The 20102-nt window shown below is 62.7% G+C and carries 19 protein-coding genes; 14 read left to right on the plus strand and 5 right to left on the minus strand.

Annotated features, from left to right (window positions below; translation table 11 throughout):
* Positions 1 to 44: 44 nt before the first annotated feature.
* The 4 genes from OCX61_RS06850 to phhA all read right to left on the minus strand — a co-directional run bounded on the left by OCX61_RS06850 (position 45) and on the right by phhA (position 2849).
* Complete coding sequence (locus OCX61_RS06850) at positions 45 to 1238, minus strand: MFS transporter (protein ID WP_261943140.1); 1194 nt, start codon at positions 1236 to 1238, stop codon at positions 45 to 47.
* A gap of 98 nt (positions 1239 to 1336) precedes the next feature.
* Positions 1337 to 1465: a hypothetical protein gene (locus OCX61_RS06855; protein ID WP_256587427.1), complete on the minus strand. Its 129-nt coding sequence runs from the start codon at positions 1463 to 1465 to the stop codon at positions 1337 to 1339.
* 200 nt (positions 1466 to 1665) lie between these two features.
* Positions 1666 to 2022, minus strand: a complete 357-nt coding sequence (locus OCX61_RS06860) for a 4a-hydroxytetrahydrobiopterin dehydratase (protein ID WP_261943141.1) — start codon at positions 2020 to 2022, stop codon at positions 1666 to 1668.
* A 38-nt stretch (positions 2023 to 2060) separates the two neighbouring features.
* On the minus strand, positions 2061 to 2849 hold the full coding sequence (gene phhA / locus OCX61_RS06865) for a phenylalanine 4-monooxygenase (protein ID WP_261943142.1): 789 nt from the start codon (positions 2847 to 2849) through the stop codon (positions 2061 to 2063).
* 256 nt (positions 2850 to 3105) lie between these two features.
* Between phhA and OCX61_RS06870 the strand changes: the two genes are divergently transcribed.
* Positions 3106 to 4665 (plus strand): sigma-54-dependent phenylalanine hydroxylase transcriptional regulator PhhR, encoded by a 1560-nt coding sequence (locus tag OCX61_RS06870; protein ID WP_027921084.1) that lies wholly within the window; start codon positions 3106 to 3108, stop codon positions 4663 to 4665.
* Between the two features lie 99 nt (positions 4666 to 4764).
* Here OCX61_RS06870 and OCX61_RS06875 read toward each other — a convergent pair whose 3' ends face one another.
* Positions 4765 to 5019 (minus strand): DUF2790 domain-containing protein, encoded by a 255-nt coding sequence (locus OCX61_RS06875; RefSeq protein ID WP_085675843.1) that lies wholly within the window; start codon positions 5017 to 5019, stop codon positions 4765 to 4767.
* Positions 5020 to 5438: 419 nt separating this feature from the next.
* Between OCX61_RS06875 and acs the strand changes: the two genes are divergently transcribed.
* The 13 genes from acs to astE all read left to right on the plus strand — a co-directional run bounded on the left by acs (position 5439) and on the right by astE (position 20097).
* Complete coding sequence (gene acs, locus OCX61_RS06880) at positions 5439 to 7400, plus strand: acetate--CoA ligase (RefSeq protein WP_261943143.1); 1962 nt, start codon at positions 5439 to 5441, stop codon at positions 7398 to 7400.
* A 596-nt stretch (positions 7401 to 7996) separates the two neighbouring features.
* Positions 7997 to 8782, plus strand: a complete 786-nt coding sequence (gene aotJ, locus OCX61_RS06885) for an L-arginine-binding protein AotJ (RefSeq protein WP_261943144.1) — start codon at positions 7997 to 7999, stop codon at positions 8780 to 8782.
* A gap of 91 nt (positions 8783 to 8873) precedes the next feature.
* Positions 8874 to 9563, plus strand: coding sequence for an ABC transporter permease (locus tag OCX61_RS06890; protein WP_085675846.1), 690 nt, complete (start codon positions 8874 to 8876; stop codon positions 9561 to 9563).
* Entirely contained in the window at positions 9560 to 10258 is a 699-nt protein-coding gene (locus tag OCX61_RS06895) for an ABC transporter permease (RefSeq protein ID WP_261943145.1), read from the plus strand. Before OCX61_RS06890 ends, OCX61_RS06895 begins: the two co-directional genes overlap by 4 nt.
* 22 nt (positions 10259 to 10280) lie before the next feature.
* Positions 10281 to 11045: an arginine/ornithine transport ATP-binding protein AotP gene (aotP, locus tag OCX61_RS06900; RefSeq protein ID WP_085675848.1), complete on the plus strand. Its 765-nt coding sequence runs from the start codon at positions 10281 to 10283 to the stop codon at positions 11043 to 11045.
* A gap of 99 nt (positions 11046 to 11144) precedes the next feature.
* On the plus strand, positions 11145 to 12125 hold the full coding sequence (gene argR / locus OCX61_RS06905) for a transcriptional regulator ArgR (RefSeq protein WP_261943146.1): 981 nt from the start codon (positions 11145 to 11147) through the stop codon (positions 12123 to 12125).
* 341 nt (positions 12126 to 12466) lie between these two features.
* Positions 12467 to 13687: an aspartate aminotransferase family protein gene (locus OCX61_RS06910; protein WP_261943147.1), complete on the plus strand. Its 1221-nt coding sequence runs from the start codon at positions 12467 to 12469 to the stop codon at positions 13685 to 13687.
* 138 nt (positions 13688 to 13825) lie between these two features.
* Positions 13826 to 14845 carry an arginine/ornithine succinyltransferase subunit alpha gene (gene aruF / locus OCX61_RS06915; RefSeq protein WP_261943148.1) on the plus strand — a complete coding sequence of 340 codons (1020 nt, stop codon included), beginning with the start codon at positions 13826 to 13828 and terminating at the stop codon, positions 14843 to 14845.
* A 63-nt stretch (positions 14846 to 14908) separates the two neighbouring features.
* Entirely contained in the window at positions 14909 to 15937 is a 1029-nt protein-coding gene (aruG, locus tag OCX61_RS06920) for an arginine N-succinyltransferase subunit beta (RefSeq protein ID WP_261943149.1), read from the plus strand.
* Positions 15938 to 17401, plus strand: coding sequence for a succinylglutamate-semialdehyde dehydrogenase (astD, locus tag OCX61_RS06925; protein WP_261943150.1), 1464 nt, complete (start codon positions 15938 to 15940; stop codon positions 17399 to 17401).
* A gap of 23 nt (positions 17402 to 17424) precedes the next feature.
* Positions 17425 to 18774, plus strand: coding sequence for an N-succinylarginine dihydrolase (astB, locus tag OCX61_RS06930; RefSeq protein ID WP_261943151.1), 1350 nt, complete (start codon positions 17425 to 17427; stop codon positions 18772 to 18774).
* Positions 18775 to 18788: 14 nt separating this feature from the next.
* Positions 18789 to 19079, plus strand: coding sequence for a topoisomerase II (locus tag OCX61_RS06935; protein WP_085675855.1), 291 nt, complete (start codon positions 18789 to 18791; stop codon positions 19077 to 19079).
* Between the two features lie 10 nt (positions 19080 to 19089).
* Entirely contained in the window at positions 19090 to 20097 is a 1008-nt protein-coding gene (gene astE / locus OCX61_RS06940) for a succinylglutamate desuccinylase (RefSeq protein WP_261943152.1), read from the plus strand.
* Positions 20098 to 20102: the final 5 nt, after the last annotated feature.

Below are 20102 nucleotides of genomic sequence, written 5' to 3' on the forward strand. Positions count from 1 at the left end.
GTGGGAGCGGGCTTGCCCGCGAAGAGGCCGGTGCAGGCGACCCGTTATTCAGGACTTTTGCGCTGGCTACGGGCCTGCTTGTACAGATACAGGCTCAACACCAGCCCACAACACGCCGCCGCCGCCGCAAACAGAAACATCGAGGCAAACCCGAACCCCGATGCCACCGCACCTACCAGCGGCCCGGTAATCCCCAGCGACAAGTCGATGAACAGCGAATACGCCCCCACCGCCGCCCCGCGGTTGGCTGCCGACACTTGGTTCACCGCTTCCACGCCCAGCGCCGGGAACACCAGCGAGAAGCCGAAACCACTCAGCGCCGCCCCCGCCAACGCCATCTCGGCATTCGGCGCCAGCCACAGCATGAGCAGGCCCAGGGTTTCCACCGACAGGCAAACGATTGCCACCCTGAACCCACCCATCCGATTGATCAGGTTGCCGAACAGCAGCCGCGCGCAGATAAAGCTGGCGCCGAACAGGCTCAGGGTCAGTGCCGCATTGGCCCAGCCGCGGCTGGCGTAATACAGGGTGATGAAGGTGGCGATGGTGCCAAAGCCGATCGAGCCCAGGGCCAGCCCCGAGCCATGCGCGAACACCTTGCCCAGCACCTGCATGAACGGCAGGCGCTTGCCGCTGACCACGGGCGCTGCGCGCTTCGGCCAGGCCAGCAGCAGGCCCAGCGCGCACAGCAGGATGATGCTCACGCCCATGCTCCAAAGTCCCAGGCCCTTGACCATCAGCACGCCCAATGGCGCACCGATGGCCAGCGCGCCATAGCTGGCGATGCCGTTCCAGGAAATCACCTTGGCGGTGTGCTCGGCACCGACCCGGCCGATACCCCAGCCGATCGAACCAGAGCCCACCAGGCTTTCCGCGCTACCCAGCACCAGGCGGCCGACCAGCAAGCAACCCAGGCTGACCCAGGGCAAGTCGGTGAGGAAGGCGCAGGCCAGCATGAACACGCCGCTCAGGCCGCAGCCGGCCAGGCCATACATGACCGCCTTCTTGCTGCCGAGGTTGTCGATGATGCGGCTGGCGGTAGGGCGGCTCAGCAGGGTAGCGAGGTACTGCACGCTGATCACCAGGCCGGCGATCACGGCGCTGAAGCCGAGGTCGTTATGCACGTAGCCAGGCAGCACGGCAAGGGGGATGCCGATGTTCAGGTAGCCGATGAAGGTGAAGAGGACGATGGAAACGACTTGCAGGGTGACCGCAAGGGGGCGCGGTGAGTCAGGCATGAGGGTCTTCGTGGCAGAGGTTCGTGACGGTGTGAAAACGTGATGACGGGGGTAGCCCGCAGGTCAGCCGTTTTCACACAGTCTCAGGGATGCGCGGTTTATTCCTGGTCAGCGCTGGATTGATCGTCACCATCCTGATCGACGGCAGGCGTCGGTTCGGCGTGGACGGTAACGGATGGCTCTTCGGGGTTCAGGCTTGGGAAGGGAAGATTCGGGATTTCATGCATCTCGTCGTTCCTCGCAAGTGTGAGTGAAAAGTCTGCGCCAGGCGCGTTCGAAGCTTCGTGAAGCTCGGGCAGGATACACAAGTCTGAATGACAGTTTGTAAATTTTCCCGGTCGCTTGTCGGTTTCCAGGGCGGATACCGGACAGATTTCGGATAGAAAGCGGGCAAAAAAACAGGGCCTTGAGGCCCTGTTCGTGGTGCCTACTTGCGGCCTTCAGCCGCCTCGGCGACCTTGTCGGTGCGTGCGCACATGATGAAGTCATTGCGGTGCAGGCCCTTGATCGAGTGGCTCCACCAGGTCACGGTGACCTTGCCCCATTCGGTCAGCAGGCCAGGGTGGTGGCCTTCGGCCTCGGCGATCTCGCCCACGGCATTGGTGAACGCCAGCGCGTGCTTGAAGTTCTTGAACAGGAACACGCGCTCCAGTTCCATGTGGCCATCGCGGACTTCGATGTTCCAGTCCGGGATCTCGCGAATCAGCTCGGCCAGTTCGTCGTCGGTGACCTTGGGTGCGTCAGCGCGGCAGGCTTCGCAGTGGGCTTGGTTCAAGGCATTCATGGTGTGGTTTCCGCTTCGAGTTGTTATCGGCAAGGCGCTCAGGCTGCGACCTTGGGTGGAAATTTCGGTGCGTGCAGCCCCAGCTGCATGGCTTGCTGGACCATGGCCATGATGTCTTCGTGGGCCAGGTCGAACAGGCGCTTCATGTTCGGCAGCACGAAGTACAGCGGCTGCAGGATGTCGATACGGTACGGCGTGCGCATGCACTCGATCGGGTCGAAGGCCTGGTGCTCAGGTTCGCCTGACAGACTGTAGACGGTCTCTTTCGGCGAGGAGAGGATGCCGCCGCCATAGATCTTGCGACCCTGGGCGGTCTCCATCAGGCCGAATTCGATGGTCATCCAGTACAGGCGCGCCAGGTACACGCGTTGTTCCTTGGTCGCGGCCAGGCCGAGCTTGCCGTAGGTGTGGGTGAATTCGGCGAAGAACGGGTTGGTCAGCAGCGGGCAGTGGCCGAAGATCTCGTGGAAGATGTCCGGTTCCTGCAGGTAGTCCAGCTCTTGCGGGGTGCGGATGAAGGTGGCGACCGGGAAGCGCTTGCTGGCCAGCAGTTCGAAGAAGGTCTGGAAGGGGATCAGCGCCGGTACCCGGGCAACCTGCCAGCCAGTGGTGGCGCCTAGCACCTTGTTGATTTCGCCCAGCTGCGGAATGCGCTCATGGGGCAGCTTGAGCTGGTCGATGCCGTCCAGGTACTCCTGGCACGCGCGGCCTTCGATGACTTTCAGCTGGCGGGTGATCAGGGTGTTCCATACCGCATGCTCTTGCTGCGGGTAATCGATAAAACCGTGCGCATCGGGCTCGCGTGCCACGTATTGCGTCTGTTTCATGTGGCTCTCCTGGTGAGGGCTTTTCTTGTTATGTCCACGACATGATTTAGGAATATCCCTTCAGCGGATGATTTGCACGGGGGCAGGCCCTGCGGGCAGGTGCCCTTTGATCGGTGTTGCGTAACGATAATTTTACAAAATGCCTGGCATGCCGGAAAATCCGCCTGATTAAGCTGTCCTTAACGGGGTTTTTGTCAGCTTATCTTTACGACTTTTCCGTGCGAGGTTGAAAAACTTCGCTGCTGAGAGAGCTTCCATGCGTATCAAAGTGCATTGCCAGAACCGCATCGGCATCCTTCGCGACATCCTCAACCTGCTGGTGGAATACGGCATCAACGTGCTGCGCGGCGAGGTGGGGGGAGACCATGGCAACGCCATCTACCTGCACTGCCCGAACCTGATCAATCTGCAGTTCCAGGCGTTGCGGCCCAAGTTCGAATCGATTGCCGGCGTATTCGGGGTCAAGCGCGTCGGCCTGATGCCCAGTGAGCGCCGCCACATGGAGCTCAATGCCCTGCTTGGTGCGCTGGATTTCCCGGTGCTGTCGATCGACATGGGCGGCAGTATCGTTGCCGCCAACCGCACTGCGGCGCAGTTGCTTGGGGTGCGGGTCGACGAGGTGCCGGGCATGCCGCTGGCGCGCTACGTCGAGGATTTCGACCTGCCTGAGCTGGTGCGCGCCAACAAGTCGCGCATCAATGGCCTGCGCATCAAGGTCAAGGGTGATGTGTTCCTGGCCGATATCGCGCCGCTGCAGTCCGAGCACGATGACAGCGAGGCCCTGGCCGGTGCCGTGCTGACCCTGCATCGCGCCGACCGCATCGGTGAGCGCATCTATAACGTGCGCAAGCAGGAGCTGCGCGGTTTCGACAGCATCTTCCAGAGTTCGCGAGTGATGGCGGCGGTGGTGCGTGAGGCGCGGCGCATGGCGCCGCTGGATGCGCCCTTACTGATCGAAGGTGAGACCGGCACCGGCAAGGAGTTGCTGGCCCGCGCTTGCCACCTGGCCAGCCCGCGTGGCCAGGCGCCGTTGATGGCGCTCAACTGTGCCGGCCTGCCGGAGTCGATGGCAGAAACCGAGTTGTTCGGTTATGGCCCAGGGGCATTCGAGGGGGCGCGTGCCGAAGGCAAACTGGGGCTGCTGGAACTGACCGCTGGCGGTACGTTGTTCCTTGATGGGGTCGGGGAGATGAGTCCTCGCCTGCAGGTGAAGCTGCTGCGCTTCTTGCAGGACGGTTGCTTCCGCCGTGTCGGCAGCGATGAAGAGGTGTACCTGGATGTGCGGGTGATCTGCGCCACCCAGGTCGACCTGTCCGAGTTGTGCGCCCGTGGCGAGTTCCGCCAGGACCTGTATCACCGGCTCAACGTGCTGTCGCTGCACATTCCGCCGCTGCGCGAATGCATGGACGGGCTGGAGGGCCTGGTGCAGCACTTCCTTGATCAGGCCAGCCGGCAGATCGGCTGCGCCATGCCACGCCTGGCACCGGCGGCCATGGACAAGCTCAGCCAGTATCACTGGCCGGGTAATGTGCGGCAGTTGGAGAACGTCCTGTTCCAGGCGGTTTCGTTATGCGAAGGCGGGGTGGTGAAAAGCGAGCATATTCGCCTGCCGGACTATGGCGTGCGGCAACCGTTGGGCGAGTTTTCGCTGGATGGGGATCTTTCGCAGATTGTCGGGCGATTTGAAAAGGCGGTGCTGGAAAGTCTGATGGGCGAATTTCCAAGTAGCCGGGCATTGGGTAAGCGCCTGGGTGTTTCCCATACGACGATTGCCAATAAGTTGCGGGATTATTCCCTGGGCAAGTCGGCGGATTAAATACCTGTTATTTAATGGCCCGTTAACGCTCAAGTCGGTGCCCAAGTTGTAGGCGGGCAAAAACGCGAACGGGGCCCACCAGGGCCCCGATTCAAGGTATCAGCCGTTGGAGCAGCCGTTCCCCATCACGCGGTATTCGAGAATGTGCTTCTGGCCCTTGGAGTCCTCATAGGTCATGCGGGCTGGCACGACTTCACAGACGTTGGGCACTTCGCTCATGGAGATGACGCGGGCAATGTCCAGGTGCTGCGAGTAACTGTACTGTTCAACCGGAATCTGCTCGACATTGTTTGCTTCGCCGGCCATCGCCGCGCCGCAAAGACCGCCAAGTACCAATACCAGTAAAGCTTTCATTTTCTATTTACCTGTCTAAGGTCGTGAGGGGGCGCGCGGCGCTTGTGGCGCCGCGAGTATTGCCAAAGTTCAACTATCTAAATGAGAGGGGATTAACTGATTGCCTTCGTGGGGGCTGTTTCCAGTAGTTAATCGCCTTGCCGTTGCTGGCGAGGTGAATCTTATGCCTGGGCAACTAAGGGAAACAGAGGGCGTTTTGATAAAGTTTTTTTGCCTTTTTCCAGAATCTGTAACAATCCCCTGGCAGGGTTGATCGCATTTTTCCCTCGTCGGGCCGGCGGCTGCGGGCTAGAGCCTTCCGCGCGGTTCGCATGAAGATTCGCCGGCTGTGCTACTACCATCGTCGTATGGTTTTTCCCGCTCTGGTACAGTTACAAACGATTCCATACAAAAACAACTATTACACCGAGGTAACACAGATGAGTGCGGCTCCACTGTATCCCGTTCGTCCCGAGGTTGCGGCCACTACCCTGACCGACGAGGCCACCTACAAGGCCATGTACCAGCAATCGGTGATCAACCCGGACGGCTTCTGGCGCGAGCAGGCCCAGCGTCTGGACTGGATCAAGCCCTTCACCAAGGTCAAGCAGACCTCGTTCGACGACCACCATGTCGATATCAAGTGGTTTGCCGACGGCACTCTGAACGTTTCCTCCAACTGCCTGGACCGCCACCTCGAAGAACGCGGCGACCAGCTGGCAATCATCTGGGAAGGCGACGACCCTTCCGAGCACCGCAACATCACCTACCGCGAGCTGCACGAGCAGGTCTGCAAGTTCGCCAACGCCCTGCGTGGCCAGGACGTGCACCGTGGCGATGTGGTGACCATCTACATGCCGATGATCCCCGAGGCCGTGGTGGCCATGCTCGCGTGCGCCCGCATCGGTGCCATCCACTCGGTGGTGTTCGGCGGCTTTTCGCCGGAGGCCCTGGCCGGGCGCATCATCGACTGCAAGTCCAAGGTGGTGATCACCGCTGACGAAGGTTTGCGTGGTGGCCGTCGCACGCCGCTCAAGGCCAACGTCGACCTGGCGCTGACCAACCCCGAAACCAACAGCGTGCAGAAGATCATCGTGTGCAAGCGCACCGGTGGCGACATCGCCTGGCACCAGCACCGCGACATCTGGTTCGAAGACCTGATGAAAGTCGCCTCCAGCCACTGTGCCCCGAAAGAAATGGGCGCCGAAGAGCCGCTGTTCATCCTTTATACCTCCGGCTCCACCGGCAAGCCCAAGGGCGTGCTGCACACCACCGGGGGTTACCTGGTGTATGCCGCGCTGACCCATGAGCGCGTGTTCGACTACCGCCCGGGCGAAGTCTACTGGTGCACCGCCGACGTCGGCTGGGTCACCGGCCACAGCTACATCGTCTACGGCCCGCTGGCCAACGGCGCCACCACGCTGCTGTTCGAGGGCGTGCCGAACTATCCGGACATCACCCGCGTGTCGAAGATCGTCGACAAGCACAAGGTCAACATCCTCTACACCGCACCGACCGCCATCCGCGCCATGATGGCCGAAGGGCAGGCTGCCGTTGCCGGCGCCGACGGTTCCAGCCTGCGCCTGCTGGGCTCGGTCGGCGAGCCGATCAACCCCGAGGCCTGGAACTGGTACTACAAGACCGTTGGCAAGGAGCGTTGCCCGATCGTCGACACCTGGTGGCAGACCGAGACCGGTGGCGTGCTGATCAGCCCGCTGCCGGGTGCCACGGCGCTCAAGCCGGGCTCGGCGACCCGGCCGTTCTTCGGCGTGGTGCCGGCGCTGGTGGATAACCTGGGCAACCTGATCGAGGGCGCCGCCGAAGGCAACCTGGTGATCCTTGATTCCTGGCCGGGCCAATCGCGTTCGCTGTACGGCGACCACGACCGCTTCGTCGACACCTACTTCAAGACCTTCCGTGGCATGTACTTCACCGGCGACGGCGCGCGTCGCGACGAGGATGGCTACTACTGGATCACCGGCCGCGTGGACGATGTGCTCAACGTATCCGGCCACCGCATGGGCACCGCCGAGATCGAAAGTGCCATGGTCGCCCACGCCAAGGTCGCCGAGGCTGCGGTGGTTGGCGTGCCGCACGACATCAAGGGCCAGGGCATCTATGTCTATGTCACCCTCAATGCCGGCATCGAGCCGAGCGAGCAGCTGCGCCTGGAGCTGAAGAACTGGGTGCGCAAGGAGATCGGCCCGATCGCCTCGCCGGACGTGATCCAGTGGGCGCCGGGGCTGCCGAAAACCCGTTCGGGCAAGATCATGCGGCGCATCCTGCGCAAGATCGCCACCGGCGAATACGATGCCCTGGGTGACATTTCGACCTTGGCCGACCCAGGCGTGGTGCAGCACCTGATCGACACCCACAAGGCGATGAGCCTGGCTACGGCCTGACCTTGCCCTGAGGGCTGATCGCCTATCCTGTGGGAGCGAGTTCACTCGCGAAGAGGCCGGTAAGGCTGCCGACGTCTTCGCGGGTGAATCGGGGCGCCGAACCGCCGCTCCCACAGGGAAACCTGTCTTGAACCCCGCCAGGGCAACCGGCGGGGTTTTTGCTTTACTGTTACCCGACAATCATCGGTAACTCTTCTGTCACCGATTTCGCACAGGATCGGGGCGCAGGGAAACATATCCTTTCCGTTTTGGTGCATCACGCTGGCCATTTTCTGCAAGGTGAAACGCTGCACTTGCCGTCTTGCAAGGGTTTGCCAATAATAGGCCCGTTAATTGCTTGGCTTATAGGTTATTTCTCTCGAGCTCTTGCATGATTTGCAAAAGCTGTCAACATCGCCCGCCGCGATTTCAAGCGCTTCTGTAAGTAGTTGTCGCTTTGAAGAAATATCGACTACCGGGCTGTCGTTAAAATGCCACTCACTCGCTCGTGGTCTGCGACCTTGGTCGAAACCTGCGCGGCTCGCGTTGTACCCATTCGCATATCGGGCAGCTGTTACCCCCTGCCTCGTATTGCCCCGTACCGATGGAGTTACCTGATGAAGAAGCTCGCACTGCTTGGCGCCCTGGCGCTTTCCGTGTTTTCCCTGGTATCGCAGGCCGATGAAAAACCGTTGAAGATCGGCATCGAAGCCGCCTACCCACCCTTTGCCTTCAAGCAGCCGGACGGCAGCATCGCCGGTTTCGACTACGACATCGGCAACGCCCTGTGTGAAGAGATGAAGGCCAAGTGCACCTGGGTCGAGCAAGAGTTCGACGGCCTGATCCCGGCACTGAAAGTGCGCAAGATCGACGCCATCCTGTCGTCCATGTCGATCACCGAAGATCGCAAGAAGTCGGTCGACTTCACCAAGCGCTACTACCTGACCCCGGCACGCCTGGTCATGAAGGAAGGCACCACCGTCAGCGAAAGCCTCGACGAGCTCAAGGGCAAGAAGATCGGCGTGCAGCGCGGTTCGATCCACGACCGCTTCGCCAAGGAAGTGTTGGCTCCGAAGGGCGCCACCGTCGTTCCTTACGGCACCCAGAACGAAATCTACCTGGACGTTGCCGCCGGCCGCCTGGACGGCACCGTGGCCGATGCCACCCTGCTCGAAGACGGCTTCCTGAAAACCGACGCCGGCAAGGGCTTTGCCTTCGTTGGCCCATCGTTCACCGACGTGAAGTACTTCGGTGACGGCGTCGGCATCGCCGTGCGCAAGGGCGACGACGCCAACCGCGAGCGCATCAACAAGGCCATCGACGCCATTCGCGCCAACGGCAAGTACAAAGAAATCGAGAAGAAGTACTTCAACTTCGACATCTACGGTCCAGACTCGAACTAAGACGTCGGGTTTCACCTGTGCAATGGTGCAAACAGCAGAGGCTCTGAGGTTTGCACCATTTTTCATTCCCAAGCCCTGAGGAATCCCAATCATGTTGAAAGGCTATGGGGCAGTCATCCTCGACGGGGCGTGGCTGACGCTGCAGCTCGCCCTGTCGTCGATGGCCCTGGCCATCGTCCTTGGCCTGATCGGCGTGGCGCTGCGTTTGTCGCCGGTGCGCTGGCTGGCCTGGCTGGGGGATCTGTATTCCACGGTGATCCGTGGCATCCCCGACCTGGTCCTGATCCTGCTGATCTTCTACGGCGGCCAGGACATCATCAACCGGGTGGCGCCGCTGCTCGGCTATGACGACTACATCGACCTGAACCCGCTGATCGCCGGTATCGGCACGCTGGGCTTCATTTTCGGTGCGTACCTGTCGGAAACCTTCCGGGGTGCGTTCCTCGGTATCCCCAAGGGCCAGGCTGAAGCCGGCGTGGCCTATGGCATGAGCGCGCGCCAGGTGTTCTTCCGCATCCAGGTGCCGCAGATGATCCGCCTGGCCATCCCGGGCTTCACCAACAACTGGCTGGTGCTGACCAAGGCCACGGCGCTGATTTCGGTGGTCGGCCTGCAGGACATGATGTTCAAGGCCAAGCAGGCGGCCGACGCTACCCGCGAGCCTTTCACCTTCTTCCTGGCCGTGGCCGCGCTGTACCTGGTGATCACCAGTATTTCGCTGCTGGCGCTGAAGTATCTGGAACGCCGCTACTCGGTAGGCGTCAAGGTGGCTGAACTATGATTTTCGACTACAACGTCGTCTGGGAAGCCATGCCGCTGTACCTCGGCGGCCTGCTGACCACCCTCAAGCTGCTGGCGCTTTCGCTGCTGTTCGGCCTGCTCGCGGCGATTCCGCTGGGCCTGATGCGGGTGTCCAAGCAGCCGCTGGTGAACATGAGCGCCTGGCTGTACACCTACGTTATCCGTGGCACGCCGATGCTGGTGCAGCTGTTCCTGATCTACTACGGCCTGGCCCAGTTCGAGGTGGTGCGCGAGAGTATCTTCTGGCCGTGGCTGTCCAGCGCAACGTTCTGTGCCTGCCTGGCCTTTGCCATCAATACCAGTGCCTACACCGCAGAAATCATCGCCGGCAGCCTCAAGGCCACGCCCCATGGCGAGATCGAAGCGGCCAAGGCCATGGGCATGTCGCGCATGAAGATGTACCGCCGCATCCTGCTGCCGTCGGCCCTGCGCCGGGCGCTGCCGCAGTACAGCAACGAAGTGATCATGATGCTGCAGACCACCAGCCTGGCGTCGATCGTCACCTTGATCGACATCACTGGTGCGGCGCGCACGGTCAACGCCCAGTACTACCTGCCTTTCGAGGCCTACATCACGGCGGGCGTGTTCTACCTGTGCCTGACCTTCATCCTCGTGCGCCTGTTCAAGATGGCCGAACGCCGCTGGCTCGGCTACCTGGCGCCGCGCAAGCACTGAACGCTCTGTGAGAACCGACAGCATGTACAAACTCGAAGTCCAAGACCTGCACAAGCGCTACGGCAGCCATGAAGTGCTCAAGGGTGTGTCCCTGGCGGCCAAGGCAGGCGACGTGATCAGCATCATCGGCTCCAGCGGCTCGGGCAAGTCGACCTTCCTGCGCTGCATCAACCTGCTCGAGCAGCCCCATGCCGGCAAGATCCTGCTCAACAACGAAGAGCTCAAGCTGGTGCCCGGCAAGGACGGCGCGCTCAAGGCCTCCGACCCGCGCCAGTTGCAGCGCATGCGCTCGCGCCTGTCGATGGTGTTCCAGCATTTCAACCTGTGGTCGCACATGACCGCGCTGGAAAACATCATCGAAGCTCCGGTGCACGTGCTCGGGGTGAGCAAGAAGGAAGCCCTGGAGAAGGCCGAGCACTACCTGGCCAAGGTGGGTGTGGCGCACCGCAAGGACGCCTTCCCCGGCCACATGTCCGGCGGTGAGCAACAGCGTGTGGCGATTGCCCGGGCCCTGGCCATGGAGCCAGAGGTCATGCTGTTCGACGAGCCGACCTCGGCGCTCGACCCTGAGCTGGTAGGCGATGTGCTCAAGGTCATGCAAGCGCTGGCCCAGGAAGGCCGCACCATGGTGGTGGTGACCCACGAAATGGGCTTTGCCCGCGAAGTGTCGAACCAGCTGGTGTTCCTGCACAAAGGCCTGGTCGAAGAAACCGGTTGCCCGCGTGAAGTGCTGGCCAACCCGCAATCGGAGCGGCTCAAGCAGTTCCTCTCCGGCAGCTTGAAGTAAAAGGCTGCACCTTTGCACCAGAATAGGGCATGCTGCGCAGCGAGCGCAGCCTGACCCGGCGCCACAGACTCGACGACCCCAGGTTTCGGACCGCACCCTATGACCACCCAGCGAATCGGTTTTCTCATCTGGCCAAGCACCAAGCCTTTGACCCTGGCGCTGGCGGAGGAAGTGTTGCAGGTGGCCCAGCGGGTGCATCCGGAGGTGGTCTACGAGATCGCCTTCCTCCAGGCGGAGCCGGCCGAGGAGGGTGCATGGCGCCTGCCCGGTGAGCCGTGGAACGGGCGGCTGGAAGGCTGCCACAAGCTGTTCCTGCTGGCCGACGATCTGCCCCAGGCAGTGGGTTCGGCGCTGTCGGCGGCGCTCAAGCAACTGGCGCGCAGTGGTTGCATGATCGGTGGCCTGTCCGCCGGGGTGTATCCACTGGCCATGCTTGGTTTGCTCGATGGCTACCGCGCGGCGGTGCACTGGCGCTGGCAGGACGATTTCGCCGAGCGCTTCCCCAAGGTCATTGCCACCAGTCACTTGTTCGACTGGGACCGTGATCGCCTGACCGCCTGTGGTGGCATGGCCGTGACCGATCTGCTGCTGGCGGTGCTGGCCCGTGATCATGGGGCCGAGCTGGCTGGGGCGGTGTCCGAGGAACTGGTGGTCGAGCGCATTCGCGAAGGTGGCGAACGCCAGCGCATCCCGCTGCAGAACCGCCTTGGCTCGAGCCATCCGAAGCTGACCCAGGCTGTGCTGTTGATGGAAGCCAACATCGAAGAGCCGCTGACCACTGATGAAATTGCCCAGCATGTCTGTGTATCGCGCCGGCAGCTGGAGCGGATCTTCAAGCAGTACCTGAACCGCGTGCCGAGCCAGTATTACCTGGAGCTGCGGCTGAACAAGGCGCGGCAGATGCTGATGCAGACCAGCAAGTCGATCATCCAGATCGGGTTGTCCTGTGGTTTCTCCTCGGGGCCGCATTTCTCCAGTGCCTATCGCAATTTCTTCGGCGCCACGCCGCGCGAAGACCGCAACCAGCGGCGCAGCAGCAGCCCGTTCGAATTGAGTTCGGCGCCTGCCGAAAAGGGCTGATTCTTCTTTCTCCGGTTCCGGCCTCTTCGCGGGTGAACCCGCTCCCACAGGATCACTACAGGGCTCGAAGCTTGTGCACCCCTGTGGGAGCAGGTTTACCCGCGAAAGGGCCGGAACAGGTTGCCCCTCTTCTTAATGTGCACACCCGTTCACCCAGCCCCCTCTCTCCCGTACACTGCGCGATTGCGACAGTGTTTGTCGCATTGCCGAAAGCCTGGGTAAAACTGGGTTTTGCGCTGTAACAAGTTGTCGCTTGGCCGCAAGGACAGGCGCGGATCAGTCCTTACAATCCCCCCATCGCTCGCCACTTCCAGGCCAGCGTTCCTCTTCAGGAGACTCAGATGTCCGTTGAGCAAGCCCCGGTGCAACGTGCCGATTTCGACCAGGTCATGGTTCCCAACTATTCTCCGGCGGCCTTCATTCCTGTGCGAGGCGAGGGTTCGCGTGTCTGGGACCAGTCGGGCCGCGAGCTCATCGATTTTGCCGGCGGCATCGCGGTGAACGCCCTGGGCCACTGCCACCCGGCACTGGTCAAGGCCCTGACCGAACAGGCCAATACCCTCTGGCACGTATCCAACGTCTTCACCAACGAGCCGGCCCTGCGCCTGGCGCACAAGCTGGTCGACGCCACCTTTGCCGACCGTGCGTTCTTCTGCAACTCCGGCGCCGAGTCCAACGAGGCCGCCTTCAAGCTGGCCCGTCGCGTCGCCCACGACCGCTTCGGCCCTGAGAAGCACGAAATCATCGCCACCGTGAACAGCTTCCACGGTCGCACCCTTTTCACCGTCAGCGTCGGTGGCCAGCCGAAGTACTCCGACGGCTTCGGCCCGAAGATCACCGGCATCAGCCACGTGCCCTACAACGACCTGGAAGCGCTGAAGGCAAAGATTTCCGACAAGACCTGCGCCGTGGTGATCGAACCGATCCAGGGCGAGAGCGGTGTGGTGCCGGCCGACAAGGCCTACCTGGAAGGCGCGCGCAAGCTGTGCGACGAGCACAACGCCCTGCTGATCTTTGACGAAGTGCAGACCGGCGTTGGCCGCACCGGCTCGCTGTATGCCTACCAGCACTACGGTGTGACCCCGGACATCCTGACCAGCGCCAAGAGCCTGGGCGGCGGTTTCCCGATCGGCGCCATGCTGACCACCACCGAACTCGCCAAGCACCTGGCCGTCGGCACCCACGGCACTACCTACGGCGGCAACCCGCTGGGCTGCGCCGTCGCCTGCGCCGTGCTGGACGTGGTCAACACCCCAGAAACCCTCGCTGGCATCAAGGCCAAGCACGAGCGCTTCAAGTCCCGCCTGGAAAAAATCGGCCAGCAGCACGGCCTGTTCAGCCAGGTGCGTGGCGTCGGCCTGCTGATCGGCTGCGTGCTGACCGAAGCCTGGCAGGGCAAGGCCAAGGACGTGCTCAACGCGGCTGAAAAACAAGGCGTGATGGTGCTGCAGGCCGGCCCGGATGTGGTCCGCTTCGCCCCAAGCCTGGTGGTCGAAGACGCCGACATCGACGAAGGTCTGGACCGCTTCGAGCGCGCTGTGGCGCAACTGACCAAGGGCTGATCGGCCTGCGGCCCGTTCACCGGCCCGGGCTTTTCAAGGCGCCGCGCCGGTGAACTCTGAATTCCTGTGCGGGTGCTGATGCGCCCGCCGTTTTTCCGTGCCGTCCTGAACGGCCCGTTTTTCCAAAGGAGTGACACCATGCTGGTGATGCGCCCCGCGCAAATGGCTGATCTGAACGAAGTGCAGCGCATGGCTGCCGACAGCCCCGTTGGTGTCACCTCGCTGCCGGACGATGCCGCCCGCCTGGGCGACAAGATTGCCGCCTCGGAAACCTCCTTCGCCGCAGAAGTCAGTTTCAACGGTGAAGAGAGCTACTTCTTCGTGCTCGAGGACAGCGACACTGGCAAGCTCGCCGGCTGCTCGGCCATTGTCGCCTCGGCTGGCTATTCCGAGCCGTTCTACAGCTTCCGCAACGAGACCTTCGTGCACGCCTCGCGCGAGCTGAAGATCCATAACAAGATCCATGTCCTGTCGCTGTGCCACGATCTTACCGGCAACAGCCTGCTGACCAGCTTCTATGTGCTGCCAGAACTGGTGAACAGCGGCTGGGCGGAGCTCAACTCCCGTGGTCGCCTGCTGTTCATGGCCTCGCACCCGGAGCGCTTCGCCGATTCGGTGGTCACCGAAATCGTCGGCTACAGCGACGAGCAAGGCGAATCACCGTTCTGGGATTCCATCGGCCGCAATTTCTTCGACCTCAACTACGCCGAGGCCGAGCGCCTGTGTGGCCTGAAAAGCCGTACCTTCCTCGCCGAGCTGATGCCACATTACCCGATCTACGTGCCGCTGCTGCCTGATCAAGCCCAGGAGGCCATGGGCCAGGTGCACCCGCGGGCGCAGATCACCTTCGACATCCTCATGCGCGAAGGCTTCGAGACCGAGCACTACATCGACATCTTCGATGGTGGGCCGACCCTGCATGCGCGTGCCTCGGGCATTCGCTCGATCGCGCAGAGCCGCGTGGTGCCAGTGAAAGTGGACGATACCCCGGTCAAGGGTGGGCGCCCCTATCTGGTGTGCAATGGCCAGTTGCAGGATTACCGCGCAGTGCTGCTGGACCTGGACTGGGTGCCGGGCAAGCCGGTCAGCTTGAGCAGTAAAGCGGCCGATGCCTTGGGCGTCGGTGAAGGCGCCAGCGTGCGGTTGGTCGCGGCCTGAGCCAGGGCCGGGCTGCAACAGTGAGTTTCGCGGCAGGCACTGGCCGCCGCACAAGGAGATAGCATGATCGTTCGTCCCGTACGCAGCAGCGATTTACCCGCGCTGATCGAGTTGGCACGCAGCACCGGCACTACTGGGCTGACGACCTTGCCAGCCAATGAAGAGCGCCTTGCCCACCGTGTCGGCTGGGCCGAAAAGAGCTTCCGTGGCGAAGCCGAGCGCGGCGACACCGACTACTTGTTCGTGCTGGAGAACGATGAAGGCCTGGTGGTCGGCATCAGTGCCATCGCCGGTGCCGTGGGCCTGCGTGAACCCTGGTACAACTACCGGGTCGGCCTGACGGTCAGCGCCTCCCAGGAACTGAAGATCTACCGCGAAATCCCCACGCTGTTCCTGGCCAACGACCTGACCGGCAACTCCGAGCTGTGCTCGCTGTTCCTGCGCAGCGATTACCGCTCCGGGCTCAACGGTCGCCTGTTGTCGCGTGCGCGCATGCTGTTCATTGCCGAGTTCCCTGAACTGTTCGGCAACAAGATCATCGCTGAAATGCGCGGCATGTCCGATGAGCAAGGCCGTTCGCCGTTCTGGGAAAGCCTGGGCCGGCACTTCTTCAAGATGGAGTTCAGCCAGGCCGACTACCTCACTGGCGTGGGTAACAAGTCGTTCATCGCCGAGCTGATGCCCAAGTTCCCGTTGTACACCTGCTTCCTGTCCGAAGCCGCGCGCAATGTGATCGGCCGCGTGCACACCGACACCGAACCTGCGCTGGCGATGCTCAAGCAGGAAGGTTTCAGCTATCAGGGCTACGTCGACATCTTCGACGCCGGGCCGGCCATCGAATGCGAGACCTCGAAGATCCGCGCCGTGCGCGACAGCGAGACCCTCGTGCTGGCCGTGGGCACGCCGGGCGATGACGCTACCCCTTACATCATCCACAACCGCAAGCGCGACGACTGCCGCATCACCGCAGCGCCCGCACGCCTGGCGGCAGGCACCCTGGTGGTCGACCCGCTGACCGCCAAGCGCCTGCGCATGGGTGCCGGCGACAACGTACGTGCCGTGCCGCTGTCGGCAAGCCGGGAGGCCCAGTAAATGACCACGCATTACATCGCAGGCAACTGGCTGGCAGGCCAGGGTGAAGCCTTGCAGTCGCTCAACCCCGTGACTCAGGCCGTTGTCTGGCAAGGGCAGGGCGCCGATGCCGGCCAGGTCGACGCAGCCGTCAAGGCTGCCCGCCAGGCATTCCCGGCCTGGGCGCAACTCAGCCTGGAAGCGCGTATCGACGTGCTGGAAAAATTCGCCGAACAGTTGAAGCAGCATGCCGAGGCGCTGGCCCACTGCATCGGTGAGGAAACCGGCAAGCCGCTGTGGGAATCGGCCACGGAAGTGACCAGCATGGTCAACAAGGTGGCGATCTCGGTGCAGAGCTACCGTGAACGTACCGGCGAGAAGAGCGGCCCGCTGGCCGATGCCACGGCCGTGCTGCGGCACAAGCCCCATGGCGTGGTGGCGGTGTTCGGCCCTTACAACTTCCCGGGCCATTTGCCCAATGGCCATATCGTACCGGCGCTGCTGGCGGGCAACTGCGTAGTGTTCAAGCCCAGCGAACTGACCCCCAAGGTCGCCGAACTGACGGTCAACTGCTGGATCGCCGCCGGCCTGCCGGCCGGTGTGCTCAACCTGGTTCAAGGGGCACGTGAAACCGGTGTGGCGCTGGCTGCCAACCCGGGTATCGACGGCCTGTTCTTCACCGGCTCCAGTCGCACCGGCAACCTGCTGCACCAACAGTTCGCCGGCCGCCCGGACAAGATCCTCGCCCTGGAAATGGGCGGTAACAACCCGCTGCTGGTGGATGAGGTCAAGGACCTGGATGCCGCTGTGTACACCATCATCCAGTCGGCGTTCATTTCTGCCGGCCAGCGCTGCACCTGTGCGCGCCGTCTGCTGGTGCCACAGGGCGCCTGGGGCGATGCGCTGGTCGCGCGGCTGGTCGAGGTGTGCCGGAGCATTACCGTCGGTGCCTTCGATCAGCAGCCGGCGCCGTTCATGGGCTCGGTGATCTCGCTGCAGGCCGCGCAAGCACTGATCGCCGCCCAGGCCGAACTGCTGGCCAAGGGCGCCGTGACACTGCTGGCAATGACCCAGCCCCAGGCCGGCGCCGCGCTGCTGACACCCGGCATTCTCGATGTCACGGCCGTGGCCGAGCGCCCGGACGAAGAGTTCTTCGGCCCGCTGCTGCAGGTGATTCGCTACGCCGACTTCGATGCCGCCATCGACGAGGCCAACAACACCCAATACGGCCTGGCCGCCGGCCTGTTGTCCGATTCCCGTGCCCGCTACCAGTACTTCTGGCTGCGCAGCCGCGCCGGCATCGTCAACTGGAACAAACAGCTGACCGGCGCCGCCAGCAGCGCGCCGTTCGGTGGCGTGGGTGCCAGTGGCAACCACCGTGCCAGTGCCTATTACGCCGCCGACTACTGCGCGTACCCCGTGGCTTCGCTGGAGACCGCCAGCCTTGCCTTGCCGGCGTCCCTGACGCCGGGCGTCACCCTATAACAACAGGTCACGGAGCCTAGCCGATGAAATCCTATGAAGTGAATTTTGATGGCCTGGTGGGGCCTACCCACAACTACGGCGGCCTGTCCTACGGTAACGTGGCTTCGCAGAGCAACAGCCAGCAAGCGTCCAACCCGCGGGAAGCGGCACGCCAGGGCCTGGCCAAGATGAAAGCGCTGGCCGACATGGGCTTCAAGCAGGGCGTGCTGGCGCCGCAGGAGCGCCCGGACGTGGCCGCCTTGCGCCGCCTGGGCTTCAGCGGCAGCGATGCCGAGGTGATCCAGCGTGCCGCCAAGGAGGCCATGCCGTTGCTGGTCGCCAGCTGCTCGGCCTCGAGCATGTGGGTGGCCAACGCCGCCACCGTCAGCCCGAGTGCCGATACCGCCGATGGCCGCGTGCACTTCACCGCTGCCAACCTCAACTGCAAGTACCACCGCAGTATCGAGCACCCGACCACCAGCCGCGTGCTGGCGGCGATGTTCAACAATGAGAAACACTTTGCCCACCACCAAGCGCTGCCTGCCGTGGCACAGTTCGGCGACGAGGGCGCGGCCAACCACACGCGCTTCTGTCGTGAATACGGCGAGGCCGGGGTGGAGTTCTTCGTCTATGGCCGCAGCGCCTTCGACAGCCGCTACCCCGCACCACAGAAGTACCCGGCGCGCCAGACCCTGGAGGCCTCGCAGGCCGTGGCCAGGCTGCATGGCCTGAGCGATGACGGTGTGGTCTACGCTCAACAGAACCCGGCGGTGATCGACCAGGGTGTGTTCCACAACGATGTGATTTCGGTCGGTAACGGCGAAGTGCTGTTCTACCATGAGGACGCTTTCCTCGAGACTGACGCGGTGCTTGGCCAGCTGCAGGCTAAACTGGCCAGCAAGGGTGGCAACTTCCAGGCCATCCGTGTGCCTCGCGCGGCGGTAACGGTAGAGGATGCAGTGCGTTCCTACTTGTTCAACAGCCAGCTTCTCAGCCGTGACGATGGCTCGATGCTGCTGGTGGTGCCGGAAGAGTGCCGCAACAACGAGCGGGTCTGGGCCTACCTCGGCCAGCTGACCGCCCAGGGCGGCGCGGTGAAGGAGGTCAAGGTGTTCGACCTCAAGCAGAGCATGCAGAACGGCGGTGGCCCGGCTTGCCTGCGTTTGCGCGTGGCATTGAAGGAATCGGAACTGGCGGCGGTCAATCCAGGCGTTATCATGACCGCCCCGCTGTACGACACCCTGGTGCAGTGGGTCGACAAGCACTACCGCGATCGCCTTGGCGAAGCCGACCTTGCCGACCCGCAACTGCTGCTGGAGTGCCGTACCGCGCTGGATGAGTTGACCCAGATCCTGAAGTTGGGCTCGGTGTACCCGTTCCAACGCCAACCTTGAAGAGAGAATTACCCATGACCGACGCCCTGCGCCTGATCCTCGAAGATGTAGACGGCACCCAGCTGGAAACCTCCTGCACCCGTTTTGCCATTGTCTGGCAAGGCAAGGAAGTGTGGGTTCAGCAGGACGGCCGTGGCCAGCTGCTGATCGGCGTGGATGTCGAGGAAGGCGATGTCGAGTACGCCAACCTGCTGCTGCGCCCGATGGCCACCAACCTGGTCAGCTTGCAGCTGGAAATGGAGCCGGCAGAGGTCGGCGAAGATGACGATCACGTCCATGGCCCCGACTGCGGCCACCACCACTAAGGAAGCGCCTATGCTCGCCCTTGGCAAATTGCTCGAGCTGACCCTGACCGATCACGAGCCGGCCGAGAAGACTCAAGTGACACCCAAGGGCGTGCGGTTGCGCTGGCTGGGGGAGGGCGCACTGGAGGTGCGTCCGCCCGAAAGCGAGGATTGTGGGCTGGACCTGCTGCTTTCTGCCGGCATTCACGGCAACGAGACGGCACCGATCGAGCTGCTCGAAAGGCTGCTGCATGGCGTGGCCAACGGCAAGATCAAGCCGCGCGCGCGGATTCTGTTCCTGTTCGGCAACCCGGTCGCCATCCGCAAGGGTGAGCGGTTCGTCGAGCAGGACATCAACCGGCTGTTCAACGGTCGTCACGAGCTCTCCAGTGGATTCGAGGCATTGCGTGCGGCGGAGCTGGAGCAGTTCGCCCGGGTGTTCTTCAGCAAGCCTGAGCGTACCCGCCTGCACTACGACCTGCATACCGCCATCCGCGGTTCGAAGATCGAGCAGTTTGCCCTGTATCCTTATAAAGAGGGGCGCAAGCATTCCCGACGCGAGCTGGCCCGCCTGGCGGCAGCCGGCATGGAGGCGGTGCTGTTGCAGAGCAAGTCGTCGATTACCTTCAGTGCCTTCACCTACGAACAGCTGGATGCCGAGGCTTTTACCCTGGAGTTGGGCAAGGCACGGCCGTTCGGGCAGAACGAGCAGGTCAACCTCGACAAGCTCGAAGAGCGGTTGATTCATATCATCGAGGCTACCGAGCCTGAAATCGACGACTCGCTGGACGGCCTGAAGCTGTTCAGTGTCGCCCGCGAGATCATCAAGCACAGTGACAGCTTCCACCTGCACCTGCCGGCGGACATCGAGAACTTCTCCGAGCTCAGCAAGGGTTACCTGCTGGCCGAGGACCTGGCAGAAATGCGCTGGGTGGTCGAGGAGGAGGGGGCGCGGATCATTTTTCCCAATCCCAGGGTCAAGAATGGCCTGCGCGCCGGCATCCTGATCGTGCCTGATTCGGGGCAACGCCTGGGCTGAAACCG

This window comes from Pseudomonas sp. LRP2-20 (assembly GCF_024349685.1).
GTDB lineage: Bacteria > Pseudomonadota > Gammaproteobacteria > Pseudomonadales > Pseudomonadaceae > Aquipseudomonas.

Coding starts and splice junctions, on each gene's coding strand:
- OCX61_RS06895 (WP_261943145.1), top strand. CDS start 9,560: ATGATTTTCGACTACAACGTCGTCTGGGAAGCCATGCCGCTGTACCTC.
- acs (WP_261943143.1), top strand. CDS start 5,439: ATGAGTGCGGCTCCACTGTATCCCGTTCGTCCCGAGGTTGCGGCCACT.
- phhA (WP_261943142.1), bottom strand. CDS start 2,849: ATGAAACAGACGCAATACGTGGCACGCGAGCCCGATGCGCACGGTTTT.
- OCX61_RS06890 (WP_085675846.1), top strand. CDS start 8,874: ATGTTGAAAGGCTATGGGGCAGTCATCCTCGACGGGGCGTGGCTGACG.
- aruF (WP_261943148.1), top strand. CDS start 13,826: ATGCTGGTGATGCGCCCCGCGCAAATGGCTGATCTGAACGAAGTGCAG.
- OCX61_RS06870 (WP_027921084.1), top strand. CDS start 3,106: ATGCGTATCAAAGTGCATTGCCAGAACCGCATCGGCATCCTTCGCGAC.
- OCX61_RS06935 (WP_085675855.1), top strand. CDS start 18,789: ATGACCGACGCCCTGCGCCTGATCCTCGAAGATGTAGACGGCACCCAG.
- aotJ (WP_261943144.1), top strand. CDS start 7,997: ATGAAGAAGCTCGCACTGCTTGGCGCCCTGGCGCTTTCCGTGTTTTCC.
- OCX61_RS06850 (WP_261943140.1), bottom strand. CDS start 1,238: ATGCCTGACTCACCGCGCCCCCTTGCGGTCACCCTGCAAGTCGTTTCC.
- astE (WP_261943152.1), top strand. CDS start 19,090: ATGCTCGCCCTTGGCAAATTGCTCGAGCTGACCCTGACCGATCACGAG.
- OCX61_RS06910 (WP_261943147.1), top strand. CDS start 12,467: ATGTCCGTTGAGCAAGCCCCGGTGCAACGTGCCGATTTCGACCAGGTC.
- OCX61_RS06855 (WP_256587427.1), bottom strand. CDS start 1,465: ATGCATGAAATCCCGAATCTTCCCTTCCCAAGCCTGAACCCCGAAGAG.
- argR (WP_261943146.1), top strand. CDS start 11,145: ATGACCACCCAGCGAATCGGTTTTCTCATCTGGCCAAGCACCAAGCCT.
- aruG (WP_261943149.1), top strand. CDS start 14,909: ATGATCGTTCGTCCCGTACGCAGCAGCGATTTACCCGCGCTGATCGAG.
- aotP (WP_085675848.1), top strand. CDS start 10,281: ATGTACAAACTCGAAGTCCAAGACCTGCACAAGCGCTACGGCAGCCAT.
- OCX61_RS06875 (WP_085675843.1), bottom strand. CDS start 5,019: ATGAAAGCTTTACTGGTATTGGTACTTGGCGGTCTTTGCGGCGCGGCG.
- OCX61_RS06860 (WP_261943141.1), bottom strand. CDS start 2,022: ATGAATGCCTTGAACCAAGCCCACTGCGAAGCCTGCCGCGCTGACGCA.
- astD (WP_261943150.1), top strand. CDS start 15,938: ATGACCACGCATTACATCGCAGGCAACTGGCTGGCAGGCCAGGGTGAA.
- astB (WP_261943151.1), top strand. CDS start 17,425: ATGAAATCCTATGAAGTGAATTTTGATGGCCTGGTGGGGCCTACCCAC.